Here is a 21,078-nt window from a genome sequence, read left to right on the forward strand (position 1 = left end):
CGCCACGGTAACACCGCAGGTCTACCACCGCGCGGCGGCCCAGGCCGCGAGTTCGGCACGCGCGGTGGCGAGCTGCGCGGCGGTGGGCAGCGCGCCGGACGCGGCGTTCACCACGAGCGCGGCGTGCACGGATGAGCCGCCGGCCGCCAGCGACAGGCGACGATCCGAGACGACGGCGGAAGCGGAGGACACCACGACGGTACGGCCGGGGGCGAACGACGCCGGCAGGTGCACCTCGGTCGGCGCGTCCAGGCCGGTCGTGTGCCACACCAGCACGCCGTACTGCCGGCCGGTGACCAGCGCGGACACCGTGGGCAGGCCGGCCGGTGGGGTCATCCACGTCGCGGTGGTGCCGGCGCCGGCGTACCCGTCGCGGGCCTGGTCCTCGTAGCCGAACGCGAGCTGCTGCCCGGCGATCGCGGTCGGGTAGAGCCGGTCCAGCACGCGCGGGTCGAGCCGGAGCGCGCCCGCACCGGAGATCACCGAGTGGTCCTCGTCGTTCCACGCGTCGCCCGCCGTCAGCACGCGGGAAGGGTTGCCGTTCATGGCCTCCGAGTGACGTCCACTGTAGATGTCCCAGTGCCACTGGGTGGCGGAGAGCGCCGGGCCGGCCGTGGCCGCGTCCCGCCACCAGTTCGCGCCCGGCAGCCGGGAGTCGAGCCCTTGGTACATCGCGCGGATCATCCACGGCGTGCGGGCCGAGCTGCTCGTGCCGGAGAGCGCGTTGCCGAACTCGGAGACGAACCCGGTGGTGCCGAGCGCGGCGGCCCGGTCCCGGATGCGGTTCATCGCGGTGGAGTAGGTGCCGTCCCGGGCCGGCGTCGGGTCGAGCGTCAGCCGGGCGCCGTCGTAGTAGTGCGAGTTGAACACGTACCGCGTTCCCAGCATCCCGATGGTGTCGAAGCCGCCGGCCTCGCCGAACGTGGTGTTCCAGAAGACGAGCGGCTCGACGAACGCGGGCCGATCGGTCCAGCCGTTCGCGTCCATCACGGCCCGGAACCGCTGGTAGAACGGGAGCAGCCGCTGCCGTTCCCACTCGCTGCCGGACATGCCGTCGAGGCCGCCGTCGAACGGCTCGTTGAGCGGGTCGACGCCGAGCATCATCGCGAACGACGACGGCGGCAGCGTGTCCGCGAGGTGTCGCATCGCGGCGCCGGCCTGGGTCAGGAACGCGGTCTGCACACCGCGCTCGTCGAGCCAGAAGTCGTGCGCCGCCTCCCGCACGGCCGCGTTGGTCAGCATGTTCTGGCCCCACAGGATGCAGATGCCGCAGGACTCGTCCGGGTAGTCGCCGGCCTCGATCACCCAGGCGGGCGCGCCATCCCCGGTGTACCAGCTGTCCGCGTCGAAGAGGTGCCGCGACCAGAGGTCCTGGTGGTAGTCGAGCAGCACCCGGATGCCCCGGTCGGTGAACGCGCGGATCTGCGCGGCGGCCCGGTCCAGGTACGCGTGGTCGATCACGCCGGGCCGCGGCTGCACGCCCTCCCAGGAGATCAGGAACCGGATCGCGGTCGCGCCGGTGAGCTCGCGCATCGCGGTGGCGGAGGCGGCCGCGTCCGCGGTGCTGCGGAACGGGAGCAGGCCGGTCTCGCGCAGCTTCGTGCTGCCGGAGACGTTGAAGCCGCGCAGCACCAGCTCACGGCCGAACTCGTCGCGGAACACGCCCGGCGGGGGCGCCGCGGACGACGGTGCCGGCGTCACGACGAGCGCGACGCCGGCCAGCACGATCAACGCGAGAAGCCTTCGCATGAACAGCGATGCTAGTCGATGTCAGGGCGACACCGAACACTTCTTGCCGTTGATGAAGAACTCCGTCGGCTCGACCCGGAAGTCCGGGCCCTGGACCTTGAAGCCGACGCCGACCGTGCCCTCGTTCGCCACGGGGCCGTTCCACGGCTTGTTCCAGCCGTCCACCGCCTGGCCGTCGGTCGAGATGTTCACCTCGTACTCGCTGCCGCGCACGAACGTCTGGCCGGGCGGCAGCACGAACGCCAGCGTCCAGCCGGTGATCGCGTACCCGCTGGTGTTCTTGATGACCAGGTACACATCGAAGATCTCGTTGCCCGCCGTCGGCCGGTAGCTGACGTTGCAGGGTTCCCCCGCCAAAACCGCCGGTGCCGCCGATCCCACCGGCGCCGCCGATGCGGGCACCGCGGGACTGAGCGCCACCAGACACGCCGCCACCAGTGTGGCGATTCCCCCTCGCACGTTCCGTACCCCCGGTTTCTGTCCTATTTCCACACTGAGACCTATCGTTTCAATGGCAGCGTCGACCCTCACACTGGACGCGTACTGGACGGTGACTGGAGAGGAGGGCAGCGTGCGGATCCAGGTGCTCGGCACGGTCCGCGCCTGGCTCGGCGAGCAGCCGGTCGAGTTGACCTCGGCCGGGCAGCGCGCCGTCCTGGGCCTGCTCGCGCTCGCCTGCGGGCAGCCGGTGACCCGGCCGGAGCTGATCGACTCGCTCTGGGGCGACGACCCGCCGGTCAGCGCGGTCAACGTGTTGCAGACGTACGTGAAACACCTGCGCCGCCGCCTGGAACCGGACCGTCCGGCCCGCTCCCGCAGCGCGCTGCTGCCGCACGTCGGCGACGGCTACGCGCTGCGCGCCACCGCGGACACGCTGGACCTGCTCTGCTTCCGCCACCTGCACGCACAGGCCGCCGCGGCCCAGCACGACGGCGACGACCGGCGCGCGGCCGCGCTGCTGGAGCAGGCGCTGCGGCAGTGGCACGGCGCGCCGCTGGCCGACGTGCCACAGCTGGCCGGGCACCCGAAGGTGGTCGCGATCGCGGCCGAGCGCGCCGCCGCGCTCGCCCGGTACGGCGAGCTGAAGATCGCGCTGGGCGAGGTCGCCGAGGCGCTGCCGGCACTGGAGGAGGCGGTCGCGGCGCAGCCGCTGGACGAGGCCGGCCAGGCGCGGCTGATCCGCGCGTACGCCGCGACCGGCCGGCGCGCGGACGCGTTCGAGGTCTACCACTCGGCCCGCCGGCGGCTCGCGGACGAACTGGGCGTCGACCCCGGGCCCGAGCTGCGCGCCGCCCACGACACGGTGCTTCGCGCGGAGGCGCCCGCGACCGTCGCCGAGACGGCAGCGCGCCGGCACGTCCCCGCGCAGCTGCCCGCGGACGTGCCCGACTTCGTCGGCAGGGACGGCGAGCTCTCCCGCCTGGACGCGCTGCTCGGCTCGCCGACCGTGGTCATCTCCGCGCTGTCCGGCACCGCCGGCGTCGGCAAGACCGCGCTCGCGGTGCGCTGGGCGCACCGGGTCCGCACCGGCTTCCCGGACGGGCAGCTCTACATCAACCTCCGGGGGTACGACACGGAGCGCCCGGTCACGGCCGGTGAGGCGCTCGCCCGGTTCCTGCGCGCGCTCGGCGTACCCGGGCAGGAGGTGCCGCTGGACGCGGAGGAGCGCGCCGACCGTTACCGCAGCCTGCTGGACGGCCGCCGGATGCTGATCGTATTGGACAACGCGTCCTCGGTCGCCCAGGTGCGCCCGCTGCTACCCGGCGCGGCCGGCTGCCTCACGGTGGTGACCAGCCGGGACGCGCTGCCCGGTCTGGTCGCCCGGCACGGCGCCCGCCGCCTCGACCTGGACCTGCTGCCGCACGCGGACGCGCTCGCGCTGCTGCGCCGGCTGATCGGGCCGCGCTGCGACGAGGACCCGGACGCCGTCGACGAGCTGGCCGAGCGCTGCGCCCGCCTGCCGCTGGCGCTGCGGGTGGCCGCGGAGCTGGCGCTGTCCCGGCCGGCCGTACCGCTGGGGCAACTGGCCGGTGAACTGGCGGACGAGCGGCGGCGACTGTCCATGCTGGATGCGGGCGGCGACCCGGAGACCGGCGTCCGCGCGGTGTTCTCGTTCTCCTACCGCCAGCTGCCCGAGGCGGCCGCGCGCGCGTTCCGGCTGCTCGGCCTGCACCCGGGCCCGGACGTCGAGCCGTACGCCGCGGCCGCGCTCTTCAACACGCCGGTGACCCGCGCCCGGGACCTGCTGGAGTCGCTGGCCGCCGCGCACCTGGTGCAGCGCAACGGCACCGGGCGGTACGCGCTGCACGACCTGCTCCGCGCGTACGCGTCCGAGCTGGCGCTGCTCGACGGCGACGAGACCGGCACGGTCCGGCTGCTCGACGCCTGGCTGCACACGGCACAGACCGCGATGACCGCGCTGCACCCGGCCGAACGCGACCGGTACCGCCGCTCCACCGCCACCGCGATGCCGATCGCGCCGGTCGGCGACCCGATGGCAGCGCAGCTGTGGCTGGACGACGAGCGCGGCAACCTGGCCGCGGCCGTGGCGTACGCCGCCGTGCACGGGCACTCCGCGCACGCGGTCGCGCTCACCGTCACGCTGCTGCGCTACCTGGAGGGCGGCGGGCACGTGGCCGAGGCGATCGCGATGCACACCCACGCGCGGGACGCCGCGCAGCGCACCGGCGACACCGCGGCCGAGGCACAGCTGCTCAACAACATCGCGCTGATCTACAGCCAGCAGGGCCGGTTCGCGCAGGCCACGGAGTACCTGCGCCACGCGATCGACGCGGCCCGGCGCTGCGGCGACCCGGCCGCGGAGACCCGCGCGCTCGGCAACCTCGGGCACGTCGACGCATGGCTCGGCCGGTACGACGACGCGGCCGCCAACCTCCGCGCCGCGCTCGCGCTGTGCCGCCGCACCGGCGACCGGCCGGCCGAGGCGCGCGTGCTCGGCAACCTCGGCCAGGTCTACCGCCGGCAGGGCCGGCACGCGGACGCGGAGACGCACCTGCGCCGCTCGATCGAGCTGTGCCGGAGCATCTCCGACCACATCGGCGAGGCGTACGTGCTGGTCACCCTGGGCCACGTGGAGGCCGGCCGAGGCCGGCTGATCGACGCGGCCGACCACCACCGGGCCGCGCTCACGCTGTTCCGCCGCAGCACCGAACGCGGCGGCGAGGCGCTCGCGCTGGACGGCCTCGGCACCGCCGAACTCGCGCTCGGCGACGCCGTCGGCTTCGACCACCTGCTGGAGGCCCTGGCCATCTTCCGCCGGCTCGGCGAGCGCGCCGGCGAGGCCCAGGCCGGCAACAGCATCGGCGAGGCACACACCGCGGCCGGCCGGCCCGAAGCGGCCCGGGAGGCGCACACGGCCGCGCTCTCCGTGGCCCGCGAGATCGGCGACCGCTACGAGCAGGCCCGCGCGCACAGCGGCCTGACCGCGGCCGCGGAGGCGCTGGCCGACGGGACCGCCGCGGCCACCCACCGCCACGCGGCCGAGACGATCTACACCGAGATCGGCGCGCCCCGGCCGGCCTCGGCCTTCAGCTGACGCTCCGATAGCGGGACGCCAGCCGAGGGCTCTGCCCGCCGAACGCGGCCAGGTCCGCCGCGAAGACGGACTCGAGCAGGCCGTAGTCCTCGACGCCGGGCGCGCTGACCACCTCGCCGCGCGCGATGCCGGCGAGCGCGGCCGTGACCACGTCACCGGCGGACATCCGGGGTACGGCGGACAGGTCCATGCCCTGCACCGAGTGGAACTCGGTGGCGACGACGCCGGGGCAGACCACGTGCGCGGTCACGCCGGTGCCGTCCAGCTCCGCGTGCAGCGTCTGCGTCATCGCGACCGTGTGGGCCAACGTGCCGGCGTAGACGGCGCGGCGCGGCATCAGCGACGACGGCGCCGGGCCGGCGAAGGCGATCATGCCGGCCACGGCCACGATCGTCCCGGCGCCGCGCGAGATCATGCCGGGCAGCGCCGCGCGGGTGAGCATCGTCGGCGCGACCACCTTGACGTGCACCAGCTCGCGCGCCTTCGCGGCGGGCAGGTCGGCCATCGGCATGTAGTGCGCTACGCCCGCGTTGTTGACCAGCATGGTCAGCGGCTCGCTCGCGCACAGCTCCGCCACGGCGTCGACGCCGTCGTCCGTGCTCAGATCCGCGACGACGACCCGGACCTCGGCCGGCAGCGCGGACGCGAGCGCGTCGAGACGGTCCCGGCGCCGTCCGGCCACGATCAGGTCGTGCCCGTCCGCGGCCAGACGCTCCGCGAAGGCCTGGCCGATCCCCGACGACGCACCGGTGACGAGTGCGAGTCCCATGATCTACCCCTTTGTTCCTGTCCCTGTCCGACAGGACCATGGTGTGCCGCGGCGCCCGGCGTACCCAGAGGATCGCTTTTCCTGGGTCTGCCAGGCCCATCCCGCTTCCGGCGTGGGCATCGTCGGTCGGGCATCGGTCGGGCATCGGTCGGCCGCGGAGGCAGAGCGTTCACTCCATATGTGTGCGGGGCGGCAGCCGGGCTTCGTGCGAGTCGCGTCGTGGGTCAGAGCGCGGCTACGGCGCGGTGCAGCCAGACGGAGCCGGGCGTGCCGGTCCCAGGGGCGGGCGGCTGCGGCGTGCCGTTGATCGTGGCGACCAGCGCGTGGTAGCGGTCGAACAGGGCGGCGCCCCTGGCCGCGTGCGGTTCAGGGTCGCTCGCGATCACCTGGAGCCGCACAGCGTCGAGGTCCGGTTCTCCATCGGCGCTCGGATCGCCGGGCAGGTGCGCGAGCACCGCCAGGAAGCGGTTCGCCAGGTCGCGTGCCACCGGTGCGTCGACCGGCACGCCGGCCCGGGCCGCCGCCCTCGCCTCGATCAGGATCTCCGTCAGCCGGTCCGCCTCCGCCTCCGGCCAGGTCTCCGCGGTGTCCCGGTCCGGCACGGCGAACGAGTCGTGGAAGTAGTCGCGAACCGCCGCCCGGAACTCCGCGTCCCGGACCGTGTCGGCCAGCACGATCCACGCCTCCAGCTGTTCCGCGGTCGGATCGTCGGGCAGCCGGGGCCGCATGCGGACCAACTCGCCGACGAGGTCCGTCAGGTCGAGGCCGTCGGTCACCTCGGTCCAGAAGTCCTCGATCAGCCGGGCGCGGTCGTCGTCGGACATGGACACCAGCTTGTGCATCAGGTTCACCTGTTCGGTAGCGCTGTGTTGCCGGACGATGGTGCGCAGCACCGCGCGCCGGGCCTGGAAGGCGCGCATCCGCGCCTCGACGAGCGCCAGATGCGCCGACGCGAGGTCGTGCAGCGACGTCTCGCCGTCCAGCAGCCGCCGGATGTCGTCCAGGCCCGCGCCCAGGTCGCGGAGCGTGCGGACGAGCTCCAGGCTCGCGATCGCCCGCACGTCGTAGAGCCGGTAGCCGGCGCCGGTGTGCCCGCTGGGCGCGATGATCCCGGCGTCCGCGTAGTACCGGATGGCGCTGACGCTCAGGCCGGTGCGCCGGGCCACGTCCCCGATCGGATAGAGCTCGTTCATGCCGTTCACTCTGGCGTCTCAAGCCGATTGAGAGTCAAAACTTTCCTCAGGAACCGCTGCAACCACCCCGCCGGATGCCGCGTGTTCCTCACGTCGAGCGGCTGACACACGGGGGTCAGCCGAGACTCAAGCAGGGGGAACAGCTGTGAACGGTCCACTTAGGACGATCGCGCCCATGCTCGCCACCGCCGGCCTTGTCGGCGCCGTCGCGCTGACCGCCACGCCGGCCACCGCCGCACCGGCCGAGGGTGCGGCCGGGAAGTGCCGCATCAGCTACCTGCCGGTGCCGGACGGCGCCGACAGGTACGGCGTGGTCATCGCGGGCGGGGACGTCACCGGGCGGTACGCCGTCGGCAGCGTCACCTACGGCTTCAACACCGAACAGGTGATCTGGAGGAACGGCGCGGTCAGCATGCCGTCGCTGCCGTTCGGCGAGGGCACGCTGGCGGACGTGAACTCGTCCGGCGTCGCGGTCGGCTACGGGCTCACCATGAACTACGACTCCGTCCCGGTGAGCTGGTCGGAGGCGACCGGCCTGCGGGAGCTGACCGTGCCGGAGGAGGGCTGGTCGGGCCAGGCCGCCGCGATCAACTCACGGGGCGACATCGCCGGCACGGTCTACGACAGGAACGACTACGACGGCACCCAGGTCGCCGTGGTCTGGCCCGCGGACGCGCCCGGCACGGTCGAGGTCATGCCGGCGGACGGGCCGCACTACGCGGCCGACATCGACGAGGACGGCACCGTCCTGGCACATGCCGGCAGCTTCGTCTGGAGCCCCGGCGCGTCCGCGGTCTGGGACCGGACCGGCGACGAGGTGCAGCAGCTGGGCGAGCGGTCCTTCGCCAGCCAGATCAGCGGCGGTTACGTGCTCCGCTCCCGCGACACCGACGAGGGCACGCGGTACGTCGTCCAGGACCTGGACGGCGCGTCCCGCGACGTGCGCCACCTCGAGATCTCGGCCGCGCTCAACCGCCACGGCGACGTCGCGGGGCAGGGCACGGTGATCGAGCGTCGCAACGGCTCCACGATCCCGCTCCAGCTCCCGGCCGGCACCGTCGCCTGGGTCACCGCTCTCAGCGACACCGGCACCGCCTACGGCACCGCCGCCGGCCTGCCCGCCATGTGGCAGAACTGCAGGTAGGCACGAACTCCCGGGGGCCGGCGTGCGCCGGCTCCCGGATCAGTCCCGTTCCCGCTCGTGGCGGTGGCCGCCGTCCCCGGCCCGGGGCCTCCGGCGGGAGCGTCTCGGCCAGGGGGTATCGAAGGGTCCGAAAAGCGGCAGCGGGGTGTCGCGCATGCCGTCGGGCGCAGTAGAAACGAGGGATGCGCAGCGTCAGCGACATCGATTTCGGGCGGTTGACCGGCCGGGCGTTCCACCCGTCGCCGGTGGCCTGGGAGGACGAGGTCCTCTACTTCCTGATGGTGGACCGTTTCTCGAACGGGCGGGAGCGCGACTGGCGGGACAACGACGGCGTCGCGGTCGCGTTCGGCGAGACCCCGCGGCTGCGGCCGGAGAACCACGGCAACGCGATGGGCACCGAGGCGGAGCGCGCGGCCTGGCGCCACGCGGGCGAGCGGTTCACCGGCGGCACGCTGCGCGGGCTGCGCGGCAAGCTCGGCTACCTGCGGCGGCTGGGGATCACGGCGGTGTGGGTGAGCCCGGTCCTCAAGCAGGTGCCGGGCGTGGAGAGCTACCACGGGTACGGTACGCAGGACTTCCTCGACGTCGACCCGCACTTCGGCACGCCGGAGGACCTGCGCGACCTGGTGACGGCCGCGCACGGCATGGGCATCCGGGTGATCCTCGACGTGGTGCTCAACCACACCGGCGACGTCTTCGACTACGCGGTACCGGCGCCGGTCTGCGACAGCACCACGGTCTATCCGGTCGCCGGCTTCCGGGACACCGACGGCAAGCCGGCGCTGCCGATCGGGCCGCTGACCGACCGGGACACCGGCGTCTGGCCCGCGGAGCTGCAGACGCTGGACGCGTTCACCCGCCAGGGCCGGATCCAGGACTGGGACCGCTGGCCGGAATACCTCCGCGGTGATTTCCAGACGTTGAAGGACGTGTCGCTGCTGCGGCCGGACGGCGGGCCCTCCCCCGCGCTGGTCGCGCTGACCCAGGCGTACCAGTACTGGCTGGCCTTCGCGGATCTCGACGGTTTCCGGGTGGACACGGTCAAGCACATGGACCCGTCCGCGGCCCGCTACTTCGCGTCCGCGATCCACGAGTTCGCGGCCAGCATCGGCAAGGAGAACTTCTACCTGATCGCGGAGATCACCGGGCCGCGCTCGTTCGCGTTCCAGACGCTGCAGGCGGTCGGGATGGACGCGGCGCTCGGCATCGCGGACGTGCAGGACCACCTGGAGTGGCTGGTCAAGGGCCGGCGGAACCCGGTCGACTACTTCGGGCTGTTCCGGGACGCGCTGCAGGACGGCAAGGACTCGCACGCCTGGTACCGCAACCGTGTGGTCACCGGCTACGACGACCACGACCAGGTGCGCAAGGGCGCGTCGAAGGCGCGGTTCGCGGCCACCGAGCACGGTGACCGGCTGGCCGTGGCCGCGCTCGCGCTGAACGCGGCCACGCTCGGCATCCCGTGCGTCTACTACGGCAGCGAGCAGCTGTTCGACGGCGCGGGTGGCGACGACAGGTACGTCCGGGAGGCGATGTTCGGCGGCGCGTTCGGGCCGTTCCGCAGCCGCGGCCGGCACGCGTTCGACGAGGACCATCCGGTCTACCGGCAGCTGGCCCGGATCCTGGCGCTGCGCCGCCGGGTGCCCGCGCTGCGCCGCGGCCGGCAATATCTGCGCCCGATCTCCGGCGACGGCTCGTCCTTCGGCCCGCCACGGATCATCGGCGACGGCCCGATGCGGTCGATCGTGCCCTGGTCACGGATCTTCGCCGGCCACGAGGTGCTCTGCGCGATCAACACGGATCCGTTCACACCGCGTACCGCGTGGGTGACCCTGGATCGTGATCTGCACCCGCCCGGCAGCGAGCTGACCTGCCGATTCAACACCGACGAACACCTCGAGGGTACGGTCGTGAGCGCGGAACCCCGCAACGGCAGCGCGATCCCGGTCACCGTGCCGGCGGGCGGGTTCGTGGCGTATTGGTGATCACGTGAGCATCGTTCGGACTGGGGTTTGATCCTCTGCGGGCCGATACTGGATCACGGCAGACATCCATGTCGGAAATATCAGAGGATTATCGATGCTCGAGTCTCGGGACGGACGACGGGTCGTGGTCACCGGCGTCGGCGTGGTGGCACCGTGCGGAATCGGCGCGGCCGGCTTCTGGGACGGACTCTCCAAACCCGTGCCACCGTCCGTCACCCGCGAGGTGACCGGCCTCGACCCCACCGCCATCGGCCTGTCCAAGGTGGAGATCCGCCGCCTCGACCGGTTCGCCCAGCTCGCCCTGGTCGCGGCGCACGAGGCGATCGGCGACGCCGGCCTGGCCGACCCCGCCGACCGCGACGGTGAGCGCACCGGCGTGCTGATCGGCTGCGGCATCGGCGGCGCCTGGTCATGGGAGGCGCAGGTCCGGCTGATAGACGAGAAGGGCCCGTCCCGGGTCTCGCCGCTGACCGTCCCCATGGTCATGCCGAACGCGGCCGCCGGCGCCGTCTCCATGCGCTGGGGCCTGGCCGGGCCCTGCGAGACCATCTCCACCGCGTGCGCCACCGGCACCCAGTCCATCGGCAACGCGGCCCGCTGGATCGCCGCCGGCCGCGCCGACACCGTCGTCGCCGGTGGCACCGAATCCTGCCTGACCGGCGTCAACCTGGCCGGCTTCGGCAACATGCGCGCGCTCTCCCCGACCGGCGTGTCGCGTCCGTTCGACGCGGACCGGGACGGCTTCTGCGCGGCCGAGGGGGCGGGGATCCTGGTGCTCGAGGAGTACTCGCGGGCCGTGGCCCGCGGGGCGCGCATCTACGCCGAGATCGCCGGCGTCGGTTCCGGCGCCGACGCCTACCACATCACCGCGCCGTCTCCGGGCGGCCGCGGCGCGGCGCGGTGCATGCGTGAGGCGCTGGACGACGGTGGCGTCAGGCCGTCCGAGGTCACGCACATCAACGCGCACGGCACGTCCACGCCGCTCAACGACGCCGGGGAGGCCGAGGCGATCGCCGCGGTCTTCGGCGACCACAAGCCCGCCGTAACGTCGATCAAGGGCGTGACCGGTCACTCGCTGGGCGGCGCCGGGGCGATCGAGGCGGCGGCGCTGTCGCTGACGTTCGCACACCGCGCGCTCCCGCCGACGATCGGCACGACGACGGTGGATCCGGCCCTGGACATCGACGTGGTCCTGTCGCCCCGCGAGTGGGAGCCGGCGCCCGCGCTGACGAACAGCTTCGGCTTCGGCGGCCACAACGCCACGCTGCTCTTCACCCCGGTGGCGTAAGCCTGTTGATCCGGGCGTCTCCCCCAGGTGAGCGGGGCGCCCGGATCGAGCCCATCCACCAGCTGCAGGATCTCGGCGGTCATCCCGAAGACACTGTCACACCCCCCGGCGGGCCCGTGCACCTCCATGAAAGGGTTCCGGTGGGGAGGATCGAGCAGAGGGGAAAGCCGGTACGGATGGTCGAAACAATGGCACTGGTCCTCGGTGGGCTCGTGGTGGTGATGGTGGCGAACGCCGTCGCGCACCGCAGTGGCCTGCCGGCCTCGGTACTGCTGGTGTGCGCGGGTATCGGGTACGGCTATCTACCCGGGCCGAATCTCGAACTCCACCCTGATGTCGTGCTCTACCTGGTCATTCCGCCGCTGCTGTACGCGGCCGCGCTGGAGTCCAGCCTCACCGCGATCAAGCGCAACATGCGTACCGTGCTGGGTCTGTCCGTGGGTCTGGTCCTGGCGACCGCGTTGCTCGTCGGCCTCGGCCTGGACCTGTTCGTGACCGGTGTGACGCTCGCGGCCGGCCTGGCCGTGGGTGCGGCGGTGGCACCTCCGGATCCGGTCGCGGCGCTGTCGATCGGCCGGAAGGCGGGCCTGCCGCCACGGCTGATCACGCTGGTCGAGGGCGAAGGGCTGCTGAATGACGCGACCGCGCTGACGATCCTGAAGGTCGCGGTGCTGGCGACGGTCAGCGGGCATCTGTCGGTGGGGCACGCGGTGGGCGAGTTCGCACTGATGGCGGCCGGTGGTCTCGCGATCGGCCTGGCGTCGGCCTGGCTGCTCGGGCAGGTCCGCCGCCGGATCACGGATCCGCTGATCGACACGGCGATGTCACTGGGTACGCCGTTCGCGGTGTTCCTGGTCGCCGAGGAGATCCACGTCTCGGGTGTGCTGGCCGTGGTGGTCTGCGGTCTGTGGCTGGGTCACCGGGCGCCGTCGATGACGACGAGCCGTTCACGGTTGCAGTCCCGGCCGGTGTGGCACTTCGTGGAGTACCTGCTCGAGGGGTACGTGTTCGTGCTGATCGGCCAGCAGTTGCCGTCCGTGCTGCGCGCGCTCGGCGACTACTCGTGGACCACGATCGCCTCCGCGGCAGCGATCACGCTCGCGGTGGTGCTGCTGCTGCGGCCGATCTGGCTGTACGTGATGGCGCACCTGCCGGGCCGCATGCACGCACGGCTGGGCGGCGACCCGAACCGGAACAACCCGCCGCTGTCGATGCGCGAGCTGACCGCGCTGACCTGGGCGGGCACCCGGGGGGTGATCACGCTGGCCGCGGTGTTCACGCTCCCGGCGGCGACGCCGAACCGGCCGCTGCTGCTGTTCTGCGCGTACATCGTGGTGCTGGTGACGTTGATCGGGCAGGGTCTGACGTTCGCGCCGCTGCTGCGCGCGCTGCGGATCCCGGGCACGGACGTGAGCCGGGCCCGGACCCGCAACGAGGCCCGTGCGGCCGCGATGGAGGCCGCGGTGGCCCGGCTGGACGAGCTGGAGGAGTCGGACGACCCGGCGATCCACGCGTCGTTGCCGGGCGCACGGCGGCTGGCCGAGGCCCGGTTGCAGCGTTACCGGGACCGGCTGGCCATGCTGAACGCGACCGAGGACGAGGCACTGCCGGTCAACGAGGAGTACCGGGCCGCGCAGCGGGCCCGGCGCGAGATGATCACGGCGCAGCGCGAGGAGCTGCTGGCCTGGCGGGACTCCGGCATGCTGGCGGACGCGGACCTGCGGATCCTGGAGCGCGAGCTGGACCACGAGGAGAGCATCCTCCCGGCGCCCGGCAAGCACTGATCGAGAGGGGCCGGGCCCACCACCCGGCCCTTTCCACATCAGGATCTGAGCGTCAGCACCACCTCACCCATGATCGAGGCGTCGTTCACGTCGATGGAACGACGTGAACGACGCCTCGATCACGGATTCAGAGGGCCGGGACCGGGGCCTCGGCCAGGCGGCCGTCGCGCAGGGTGAGGACGCGGTCGGCCAGGTCGATCAGCGTCGGGTCGTGCGTGGCGACCAGGACGCACATGCCGCGCGAGGCGACCAGCGCGCGCAGCAGGTCCATGATGGACCGCCCGGTCTCCGAGTCGAGCTGGCCGGTCGGCTCGTCCGCGATCAGCAGTGGCGGGTCGTTGGCCAGCGCGCGGGCCACCGCGACGCGCTGCTGCTGGCCGCCGGACAGCTCGTACGGCCGCTGGTTCGCGTGACCGCCGAGACCGACCAGCTCCAGCAGCAGCGAGATGCGCTCGTCGCGTACCGCCGCCAGCTGTTTGTTGAGACGCAGCGGCACGCTGACGTTCTCCGCCGCGGACAGGATCGGGATCAGGCCGAACGACTGGAACACGAAGCCGATCGTGGTGCGGCGCAGGTCGAGCAGCTCCTTCTCGGACGCGGCCGTCACGTCGTGCCCGTCGATCACGATCTGCCCGGACGACGGCCGGTCCAGACCCCCGACCATGTTGAGCAGCGTGGTCTTGCCGGCGCCGGACCGGCCGCGGACCGCGACCAGTTCGCCCCGGTTCGCGGTGAATGACACGCCCTTAACGGCCTCGACGTCACCGTAATTTCGGCTCACACCGGACACTGAGATGATCATTTTTCCTGCCCCGGGAAGACGGCGACGTGGTCGGGTTCGAGCGTGAGCTTGACGCGCTCGCGCAGCGCCAGCTCGTCGACGAACGTGGCGGGCAGCTGCAGCCGGCCGCTGCGGTCGATCACCGCGTACTCCTCGGTGATCAGCTCCTCCACGCCGTCCTCGGAAAGGCGTGCGGACCGGCGCACCTCCGCCGAGGTCCGGCCGTCGCGGATCTGCACCGTGCGGCGGACCTGCGAGGACACCGAGTGGTCGTGGGTGACGATGACGACGGTGACGCCCAGCTCCGCGTTGATCGTGCGGAGCGCGCCGAACACCTCCGCGGCCGTGGCCTCGTCCAGCTCACCGGTCGGCTCGTCCGCGAACAGCACCTCCGGGTTGTTCGCCACCGCGACCGCGACCGCGACGCGCTGCTGCTGGCCGCCGGACATCTCGCCCGGCCGCCGGTTCGCCAGTTCCCCCACGCCGAGCATGTCGAGCAGCTCCTGCGCGCGCCTGCCCGCACCACGCCCACGCCGGGCCAGCTGCTGCGGCAGCTCCACGTTCTCCCTCGCGGTCAGGTAGGGCAGCAGGTTCCGCGCGGTCTGCTGCCAGATGAACCCGACCGTGTGCCGCCGATAGGTCAGCCTCCTGCGCGGCGACATGGTGAGCAGGTCGTAGCCGGCCACCCGGGCGATGCCGGCGGTCGGCACGTCCAGGCCGGACAGCACGTTCAGCATGGTCGACTTGCCGGAGCCGGACGCGCCGACGATCGCGATCAGCTCGCCGCGGTCGACGACCAGGTCCAGGCCCTGGAGCGCGAAGACCTCCACGCCCTCGGTCTTGAAGATGCGCACCAGGCCGTCGCAGACGATGTGCCCGCGCAGCCGGTCGGTGCCGCCCGCCCGCGCGGCGGCGCGTTCGGCCGCCCGTCGCTGCAGCGTGGCCAGATCCGGGGCCGCCATCAGTTCTCCTCTCCGAGGCGGAGCACCTCGCCGAGGCGCATCCGGCGATTCAGCCCGCTCTCCACCAGCAGGGCCAGCAGCAGCGCCAGCACCATGAGCAGCGGAACACCCGACACCAAAACAAGATCCACGTGGGTACGGACGGGAGCACCGGCCGTGAACCCGCCGAGCCCGAGCGCGGGCCCGAGGACCTGTGGCAACGCGATCCCGACCGCGCCACCGGCGAGCACCGCCACCGCGACCAGCGGCAGCAGCTCGTAGATCAGCAGACCGCGGCCCTGCCCGGCGGACAGGCCCATGGTCCGCAGCCGGGACAGCGTCCGCCCGCGCCCGGCCGCGTCGGCCAGCACGGTGAAGCCGACCGCGAGCAGCGCCAGCAGCGTGGCGCCGATCGCACCGGCGGCGAACGTGAAGCTGAGCACGCCGTTGACGCCGCCGGCCTCCATCGCGGCCCGGTACCCGGCCCAGGTGATGACCGTGGCCCGCCGCTCCAGCTGGGTGTCCGGCACCTCGCGGCCGAACACCCCGGCGAAGTAGTCCAGCTGCCCCTGGTCCCCGGTCGTGGTCAGCTCCTCGGTGGAGAAGCCGTCCCCGGCGATCAGGAACCGGTTCGGCACGATCTCGCCGTTGCGTGGCAGCGGCAGCGCGGCGGCCGGGAGCGCGATGAACGCACGCGCGCCCATGTCCAGGCCGGGCAGGGAGTCGACCACCGCGGCCACCCGGAACGCGTACCGGCGGCCCTGCACCTCGGTGGCGCCGGTCTCGCCGACCTCGGCCGCGACCGACGGCGACACCACGGCCGGGACCGGTGCGTCGTCCGTGGCGACCCGAGCCGAGTCGAGCAGCACCGGCGGCAGCGTGACACCGCGGCCGCTGTCGCGCAGCACCCGCGCCATCGCGGGACCGTCGACCACGACCTGCTGGGCCTGGATGATCTCGTGGCTGCCCGTGCCGAGCCGGTCCTGCAGCCGCACGCCGGACTCCACGCTCAGCGGCACGACCGAGGTGACGCCGTTGAGGCCTGCCAACTCCGAGGCGGTGCGCGGGCCGAACGCGTACCCGGTCAGCTGCGCGTCGCCGGCCACCGCGGTATCCGCGGCGCGGTCCCGGGCGTACCCGATGGTGCTGGTGACCACGCTGGTGAAGACGCCGGTCGTGATCGCCACGACCAGCACCGCGAGCGGGCCGAGGCTGACCGGCGCGGCCCGGCCGGCCCGCGCGAGGCCGAGGAACGGCACCACGCTGCGGGACCGGCTCGCGAACCGGCCGACCCGGCGCAGCGGCCACGGGACCACGCGCACCGCGACGAGCGCGGCCGCGAGCGCGAGCAGCACCGGCACGGACGCCAGGAACGGGTCGACGCCCACGTCCTGGCTCAGCCCGCGGCGGCGCAGCACGACCACGCCGAGCACCGCGAGCAGCAGCAGGAACCCCTCGGCCGCGAGACGCCGCGGCGACGGCCGCTGCGCGGTCAGATCCTGCCGGCTGCCGAGGAACCCGGCCCGCATCGTCATCGCCAGCACCGGCACGGAGAGCGTGGCGACCAGCCCGATGCCGAGCACGGACCACCACTCCCCCGCCTCCGCACGGCCGGGCAGCAGCATGCCGGCCGCCCAGCCCGCGAGCACCGCGATCGGCACCACCACCGCGGTCTCGGCGAGCGTGCGCAGGCCGATCGTGGTGCCGGTACCGCCGCGGGCGCGCAACAGCGACAGCTCGTCGCGCCGCCGATCCACGGCCAGCCGGGCCGCGAGCACGATCAGGCCGAGCAGCGTGGCGACCATGCCGGAGAGCACCACCGCGAGCAGCGCCGCGACCGCGCGCTGCCGGCCCTGGAAGTCCACGAACTCCCGGTCCAGCGAGGTGGTCAGCCGCAGGCCCTCGCCCGGTGGCGTGCGCTTGGCCTCGGCGACCGCGGTGATCAGCGGCGGAAGGCCGTCCGCGCTCAGCCGGGCCTCGTCGACCCGGTACCGCCACTCGTAGGCGAGCATCCGGGTACCGTCCGCCGCTGCGCCGAGGCCGTCCGCGTCGGTCAGCATGGTGGCGCGCCAGGTGGTGTCCGTCGACGCCGGCCCGCAGGCGACCGTGGCCAGCACGACGTTGTCCCAGTCCGGCGCGGTCGCGTCCAGCGGCGCATAGACGCCGACGACCTCGGCGCCGACCGGGGTCTCGGCCGCGCCGATCACGGTGAACGTGGAGCCGGCCTCCACACCGAGCCGGAACGCGGCCTCCTCGGACACCATCACCTCGACCGGCCCGCGCGCGGCCGTGTCCGGCGCCCGGCCGGCGGTGATCCGGATCCGGTCGGCGACGCCGCCCTGGTAGCGGAACGCCAGACTCGGTGCGCAGGGCGTGTCGAACCGGCCCTGCACCACGGTCACCGCGGGCTTTCCCGGGCCGCCGGCACCGCCGCCGACCTGCGCGGCGAACCAGCTCTGGCCGATCGCCCCGGGCAACGGCGCGGGCAACGCCACGCGGTACTCCGCCAGGCGCGCCTCCGCACCGGAGACCCGCACCCTGCCCTCGATGGCCGGTTCGACGCTGTAGGTGAGGTCGCGCGCCTGGGTGCGCAGCCCGGCCACGTCCGCGCGCAGCCCGTCGTCGGTGAACCCGTTCGCCAGCCGGGGCACGCCGCTGACCAGCAGCGACGCCACCAGGCCCAGCGCGGCCAGCAATGCGAGGTAGCCGGCTGTCGCCCTCACACGGCGTAACAGCCTCATCGTCCCACCCCTCACCGGTCTTCGCCGATCCGCAGCTGCGCGACGGCCAGCTGGTTACGCAGGTTCAGGCCGGACAGCGCGGACAGCGCGAGCGCCAGACCGAGCAGCAGCACTCCGGTCGTGGCCACGGCCGGCCAGTCGACCCGCAGCAACGGCTCCGGCACCGGTCTCTCCGCGGACGGGGTCAGCACCACCAGCGGCGCCATCGTGGCCGCGACCGCGATACCGACGCCGAGGCCGGCCAGCACGCCGAGCCCGGCCAGGAACGCCTGCTCGATCAGCAGCGCGCGGGCCAGCTGACGGGCGCCGACGCCGAGCGTGTGCAGCACCGCCATCTCGGTGAGCCGGCGGCGGCCGGTGGCGCGCACGTCGACCGCGATGCCGACGGCGGCCAGCAGCACCGCGCCGAGCGCGGCCGCGAACAGCGCGGCACGGGCGCCGACGCCGTACGGGTCCGACTCCGCCTCCCCGCCGAGCGCGACCCGGTCCAGCACGGTCAGGCCGCCGAGCGCCCGGGCCGCGTCCGCGGCGCGCGTGCCGGGACCCGCGGACACCCACCACTCCTGCGGGCCACGGGTGAGGCCCCAGGTGTTGAAGACCGTGGAGCTCAGCGACGGCAGGTCGACCAGCAGCGACGCCGGCTGGGTGCCGCCGGGCAGCGAGTCGGCGCGGCCGGTGACGACCACCTCGACCGAGGCACCGCCGAGCGACATCCTGGTCGTGCCGCCGATGTCCAGCCGCAGCGCGGAGAGCGCGGCCGGGGTGGCGACGACCGGCACGGTCAGCCGGTCGGTGGCCCTCGGCACGACCGCGAACGCGAACGACCGCACGCCGAAGAGCACGCCCTGCACCGTGTACGCCGCGCGCAGCCCCCCGCCCTCCACGGTCGCGTCGCTGCCCCTGCCCGCCCGGTCGGTGCCGGTCCACCGCGGCGCCGCGCCGTTGAGGGACACCGGCGTGCCGTCCACGGCCAGCCCGGTCAGCGCCCAGTCCAGCCGCTCGCCGTTGCCGGCCGTCGAGTCGACGACGAAGCCGGCCAGCCGGTCCGCGCCGGCCGGCAGCGCCACGTCGAAACGGCCCTGGTCCCCGGCCCACGCCTCACCGAGCGAGATCCGGTGCATCATGCCGTGCCCGTCCGCGACCACGGCCGCGCTCCGGATCGGCGAGCGCACACCGGTGCCGGTGAACGTGCCGGTCAGCCGGGCGGCACCGGCTGGCAGCGGCACCACCGGCGCGGTCCGGCGCGCCTCGGCCAGCCCGCCGAGCAGCCGGTCCGCACCGCCGCCGGCCAGGTCGTCGCGGAGGTGGAAGACGCCGGGCGCGGCCTCGGCATCCAGCGCGACCATGTCGCCGAGCGCGTTCTCCGGGCCCATCCGCAGGCTGTCCCGCCAGGCCGGCAGCACGGTCCCGGCGCCGGACAGTGTGGCCAGTTGCGCGGCGCGGCCGGCCGGCGCGAGGCCGTCCTGCTCGACCAGCCGCAGGTCCGCGCCGGTGACGTGGTCGGCCTGGTCGGTGTTGGAGCGGGTGGACGTGCTGGCCAGGCACCACGCGACCGTGCTGACCGCGACCGCGAGCGAGAGCAGCAGCACCGGCCCGGCGTGCGGGCGACGCCCGGCCTGCCAGGTGCCGAACGTCGCGGAGATCCACTGCTTCCGGTCGACCAGGCGCTCGGCCAGCCGCGTCACCGGCGGCAGCAGCCGCAGTGCGACCACCGCGCCGCCGAGCACCGCGATCGTCGGGGTGGCCGCGAGCAGCGGGTCGATGCCGAGGCCGCTGCCGGACCCGGCCAGTGGCGACGAGTACTGCCGCAGCTGGAACCAGCCGAGCACCGCGAGCCCGATCAGCAGCAGGTCCGCGCCGGCCTTCTGGACCAGCGTGCGGCGTGCCGGGCGGGCTCGGGCGGCCAGCTCACCGGCGTAGGTGCCGCCCCTGCGCAGCGCGGGCGCCAGCATCGCGAACGCGCAGCCGAGCGCGGCCAGCGCGGCCATGATCCAGGCGAGCGCGTCCATCGACGGGTTCAGGTCGATCGCGGCGTCGCGCAGCAGCGGCAGGTCACCGGCCGCGCCGACCAGCCAGGTCGCCAGCGGCGGTGCGACGATCGCGGCGGGCAGCACCACCAGCAGCGCCTCCCGCGCGGCGAGCCCGGCCAGCTGGTTGCGGGCGGCACCGCGGGCGCGCAGCAGCGCGGTCTCGTCCCGGCGCTGCTCGGTCAGCAGGCCGGCGACCAGCAGCAGCGCGTACCCGCTGAGCACGATCACCAGCAGCATCGGGGTGACCAGCGCGGACCGGCCGACCAGGTCGGCCGCGGCCAGCCGGTCGGCGAGCGCGCCGATGTCCGAGGTGACCAGGCCGGAACTGCCCAGCCCGGTCGCCTCCGGCAGGCCGTCGGAGACCGTGGCCGCGTCCCGGGCGATGTGGCGCAGCTCCGCCAGCGCGACGCCGTTCAGGTCCGGCTCGGCCAGCCAGGCCGCGGACGCGTTCGCCAGGAAGTGTGCGGTGAACGTGTCCCGGCCGACCACGAACGGCCCGTACGACGAGGACTGGTCCGGCGTCAGCCGCCAGTAGGCGTCACCGGCGTCGCGCGGCGCCCAGACGCCGGTCACGGTCACGTCGGTGACCTTCCTGCTGACCCGGTCCAGAATCGGCACGGTGTCGCCGGCGCGCACGCCGAGCACGGTCGCGGCGTCCTCCGGCAACGCGGCCTCGAGGGCGTCCCCGGCCGGCCAGGCGCCGGTGACCAGGTTCGCGTGGTCCTCGATGCCGTCCAGGAACACCACGGACGCGTAGACCGTGCCGTCGTCGTCCGGCTGGGCCGTACCGGTGCCGCCGACCAGTTGCCGGCCCGCGGCGTACCCGGCGCCGGAGATCGTGATCTCCCGCCCGCCGAGGCCACCGGCCAGCCGGTCGCGCACCCTGCGGTCCCGCTCGTCCAGGCCGGCCGCGTCACCGCCCGCCGATCCCCGGATCAGCACCGAGCGCTGATCACCGTCCGCCGCGGACACCGCGCCACGGGCACCCGCGTCGACGACCTCCCGGCCGTAGCCGGTCAGGCCCGTCAGCAGCGCCGTCGCGATCAGCGTTGCCGCGACGGCCGCGACCAGCAGGCTCCTCGCCGCGCGGGCGCGCCGCATCACCAGCCTCATCGCC

General features: G+C 73.8%; 13 protein-coding genes. 5 read left to right on the top strand and 8 right to left on the bottom strand.

What is annotated here, in order from left to right; all coding sequences use genetic code 11:
* Positions 1 to 21 precede the first annotated feature (21 nt).
* Together J2S43_RS19700 and J2S43_RS19705 are read right to left on the bottom strand one after the other, a co-directional pair.
* Entirely contained in the window at positions 22 to 1,749 is a 1,728-nt protein-coding gene (locus J2S43_RS19700) for a cellulase family glycosylhydrolase (protein ID WP_306831290.1), read from the bottom strand.
* 21 nt (positions 1,750 to 1,770) lie between these two features.
* Positions 1,771 to 2,106, bottom strand: coding sequence for a cellulose binding domain-containing protein (locus tag J2S43_RS19705; RefSeq protein WP_306831293.1), 336 nt, complete (start codon positions 2,104 to 2,106; stop codon positions 1,771 to 1,773).
* Positions 2,107 to 2,260: 154 nt separating this feature from the next.
* Between J2S43_RS19705 and J2S43_RS19710 the strand changes: the two genes are divergently transcribed.
* Complete coding sequence (locus J2S43_RS19710) at positions 2,261 to 5,305, top strand: AfsR/SARP family transcriptional regulator (RefSeq protein ID WP_306831294.1); 3,045 nt, start codon at positions 2,261 to 2,263, stop codon at positions 5,303 to 5,305.
* Here J2S43_RS19710 and J2S43_RS19715 read toward each other — a convergent pair.
* Positions 5,298 to 6,074 carry an SDR family NAD(P)-dependent oxidoreductase gene (locus J2S43_RS19715; protein WP_306831297.1) on the bottom strand — a complete coding sequence of 259 codons (777 nt, stop codon included), beginning with the start codon at positions 6,072 to 6,074 and terminating at the stop codon, positions 5,298 to 5,300. The genes J2S43_RS19710 and J2S43_RS19715 overlap by 8 nt on opposite strands.
* 224 nt (positions 6,075 to 6,298) lie before the next feature.
* Positions 6,299 to 7,267 (bottom strand): MerR family transcriptional regulator, encoded by a 969-nt coding sequence (locus J2S43_RS19720; RefSeq protein WP_306831299.1) that lies wholly within the window; start codon positions 7,265 to 7,267, stop codon positions 6,299 to 6,301.
* Between the two features lie 175 nt (positions 7,268 to 7,442).
* Between J2S43_RS19720 and J2S43_RS19725 the strand changes: the two genes are divergently transcribed.
* The 4 genes from J2S43_RS19725 to J2S43_RS19740 all read left to right on the top strand — a co-directional run bounded on the left by J2S43_RS19725 (position 7,443) and on the right by J2S43_RS19740 (position 13,468).
* Positions 7,443 to 8,411, top strand: coding sequence for a hypothetical protein (locus tag J2S43_RS19725; RefSeq protein ID WP_306831301.1), 969 nt, complete (start codon positions 7,443 to 7,445; stop codon positions 8,409 to 8,411).
* 182 nt (positions 8,412 to 8,593) lie between these two features.
* A complete protein-coding gene (locus J2S43_RS19730) occupies positions 8,594 to 10,396 on the top strand; it encodes an alpha-amylase family glycosyl hydrolase (RefSeq protein WP_306831303.1) in 1,803 nt (600 codons plus the stop codon).
* Positions 10,397 to 10,490: 94 nt separating this feature from the next.
* Entirely contained in the window at positions 10,491 to 11,684 is a 1,194-nt protein-coding gene (locus J2S43_RS19735; protein ID WP_306831305.1) for a beta-ketoacyl-[acyl-carrier-protein] synthase family protein, read from the top strand.
* A gap of 188 nt (positions 11,685 to 11,872) precedes the next feature.
* On the top strand, positions 11,873 to 13,468 hold the full coding sequence (locus tag J2S43_RS19740; protein ID WP_306831307.1) for a Na+/H+ antiporter: 1,596 nt from the start codon (positions 11,873 to 11,875) through the stop codon (positions 13,466 to 13,468).
* 127 nt (positions 13,469 to 13,595) lie between these two features.
* On the opposite strand, the gene J2S43_RS19745 is transcribed toward J2S43_RS19740, so the two are convergent.
* The 4 genes from J2S43_RS19745 to J2S43_RS19760 are packed head-to-tail and all read right to left on the bottom strand — an operon-like array spanning position 13,596 to position 21,074.
* A complete protein-coding gene (locus J2S43_RS19745; RefSeq protein ID WP_306831309.1) occupies positions 13,596 to 14,270 on the bottom strand; it encodes an ABC transporter ATP-binding protein in 675 nt (224 codons plus the stop codon).
* Positions 14,267 to 15,211, bottom strand: a complete 945-nt coding sequence (locus J2S43_RS19750) for an ABC transporter ATP-binding protein (protein ID WP_306831311.1) — start codon at positions 15,209 to 15,211, stop codon at positions 14,267 to 14,269. The genes J2S43_RS19745 and J2S43_RS19750 overlap by 4 nt, the downstream gene beginning before the upstream one ends.
* A complete protein-coding gene (locus tag J2S43_RS19755) occupies positions 15,211 to 17,913 on the bottom strand; it encodes an ABC transporter permease family protein (RefSeq protein ID WP_306831314.1) in 2,703 nt (900 codons plus the stop codon). Before J2S43_RS19755 ends, J2S43_RS19750 begins: the two co-directional genes overlap by 1 nt.
* Before the next feature lie 29 nt (positions 17,914 to 17,942).
* Entirely contained in the window at positions 17,943 to 21,074 is a 3,132-nt protein-coding gene (locus tag J2S43_RS19760) for an FtsX-like permease family protein (protein WP_306831317.1), read from the bottom strand.
* Between the last annotated feature and the right edge of the window lie 4 nt (positions 21,075 to 21,078).

Origin of the sequence: Catenuloplanes nepalensis (assembly GCF_030811575.1) — a bacterium.
Classification (GTDB): Bacteria; Actinomycetota; Actinomycetes; order Mycobacteriales; family Micromonosporaceae; genus Catenuloplanes; species Catenuloplanes nepalensis.

Coding starts and splice junctions, on each gene's coding strand:
- J2S43_RS19715 (WP_306831297.1), bottom strand. CDS start 6,074: ATGGGACTCGCACTCGTCACCGGTGCGTCGTCGGGGATCGGCCAGGCC.
- J2S43_RS19700 (WP_306831290.1), bottom strand. CDS start 1,749: ATGCGAAGGCTTCTCGCGTTGATCGTGCTGGCCGGCGTCGCGCTCGTC.
- J2S43_RS19740 (WP_306831307.1), top strand. CDS start 11,873: ATGGCACTGGTCCTCGGTGGGCTCGTGGTGGTGATGGTGGCGAACGCC.
- J2S43_RS19750 (WP_306831311.1), bottom strand. CDS start 15,211: ATGGCGGCCCCGGATCTGGCCACGCTGCAGCGACGGGCGGCCGAACGC.
- J2S43_RS19730 (WP_306831303.1), top strand. CDS start 8,594: ATGCGCAGCGTCAGCGACATCGATTTCGGGCGGTTGACCGGCCGGGCG.
- J2S43_RS19710 (WP_306831294.1), top strand. CDS start 2,261: ATGGCAGCGTCGACCCTCACACTGGACGCGTACTGGACGGTGACTGGA.
- J2S43_RS19725 (WP_306831301.1), top strand. CDS start 7,443: ATGCTCGCCACCGCCGGCCTTGTCGGCGCCGTCGCGCTGACCGCCACG.
- J2S43_RS19760 (WP_306831317.1), bottom strand. CDS start 21,074: ATGAGGCTGGTGATGCGGCGCGCCCGCGCGGCGAGGAGCCTGCTGGTC.
- J2S43_RS19735 (WP_306831305.1), top strand. CDS start 10,491: ATGCTCGAGTCTCGGGACGGACGACGGGTCGTGGTCACCGGCGTCGGC.
- J2S43_RS19720 (WP_306831299.1), bottom strand. CDS start 7,267: ATGAACGAGCTCTATCCGATCGGGGACGTGGCCCGGCGCACCGGCCTG.
- J2S43_RS19745 (WP_306831309.1), bottom strand. CDS start 14,270: ATGATCATCTCAGTGTCCGGTGTGAGCCGAAATTACGGTGACGTCGAG.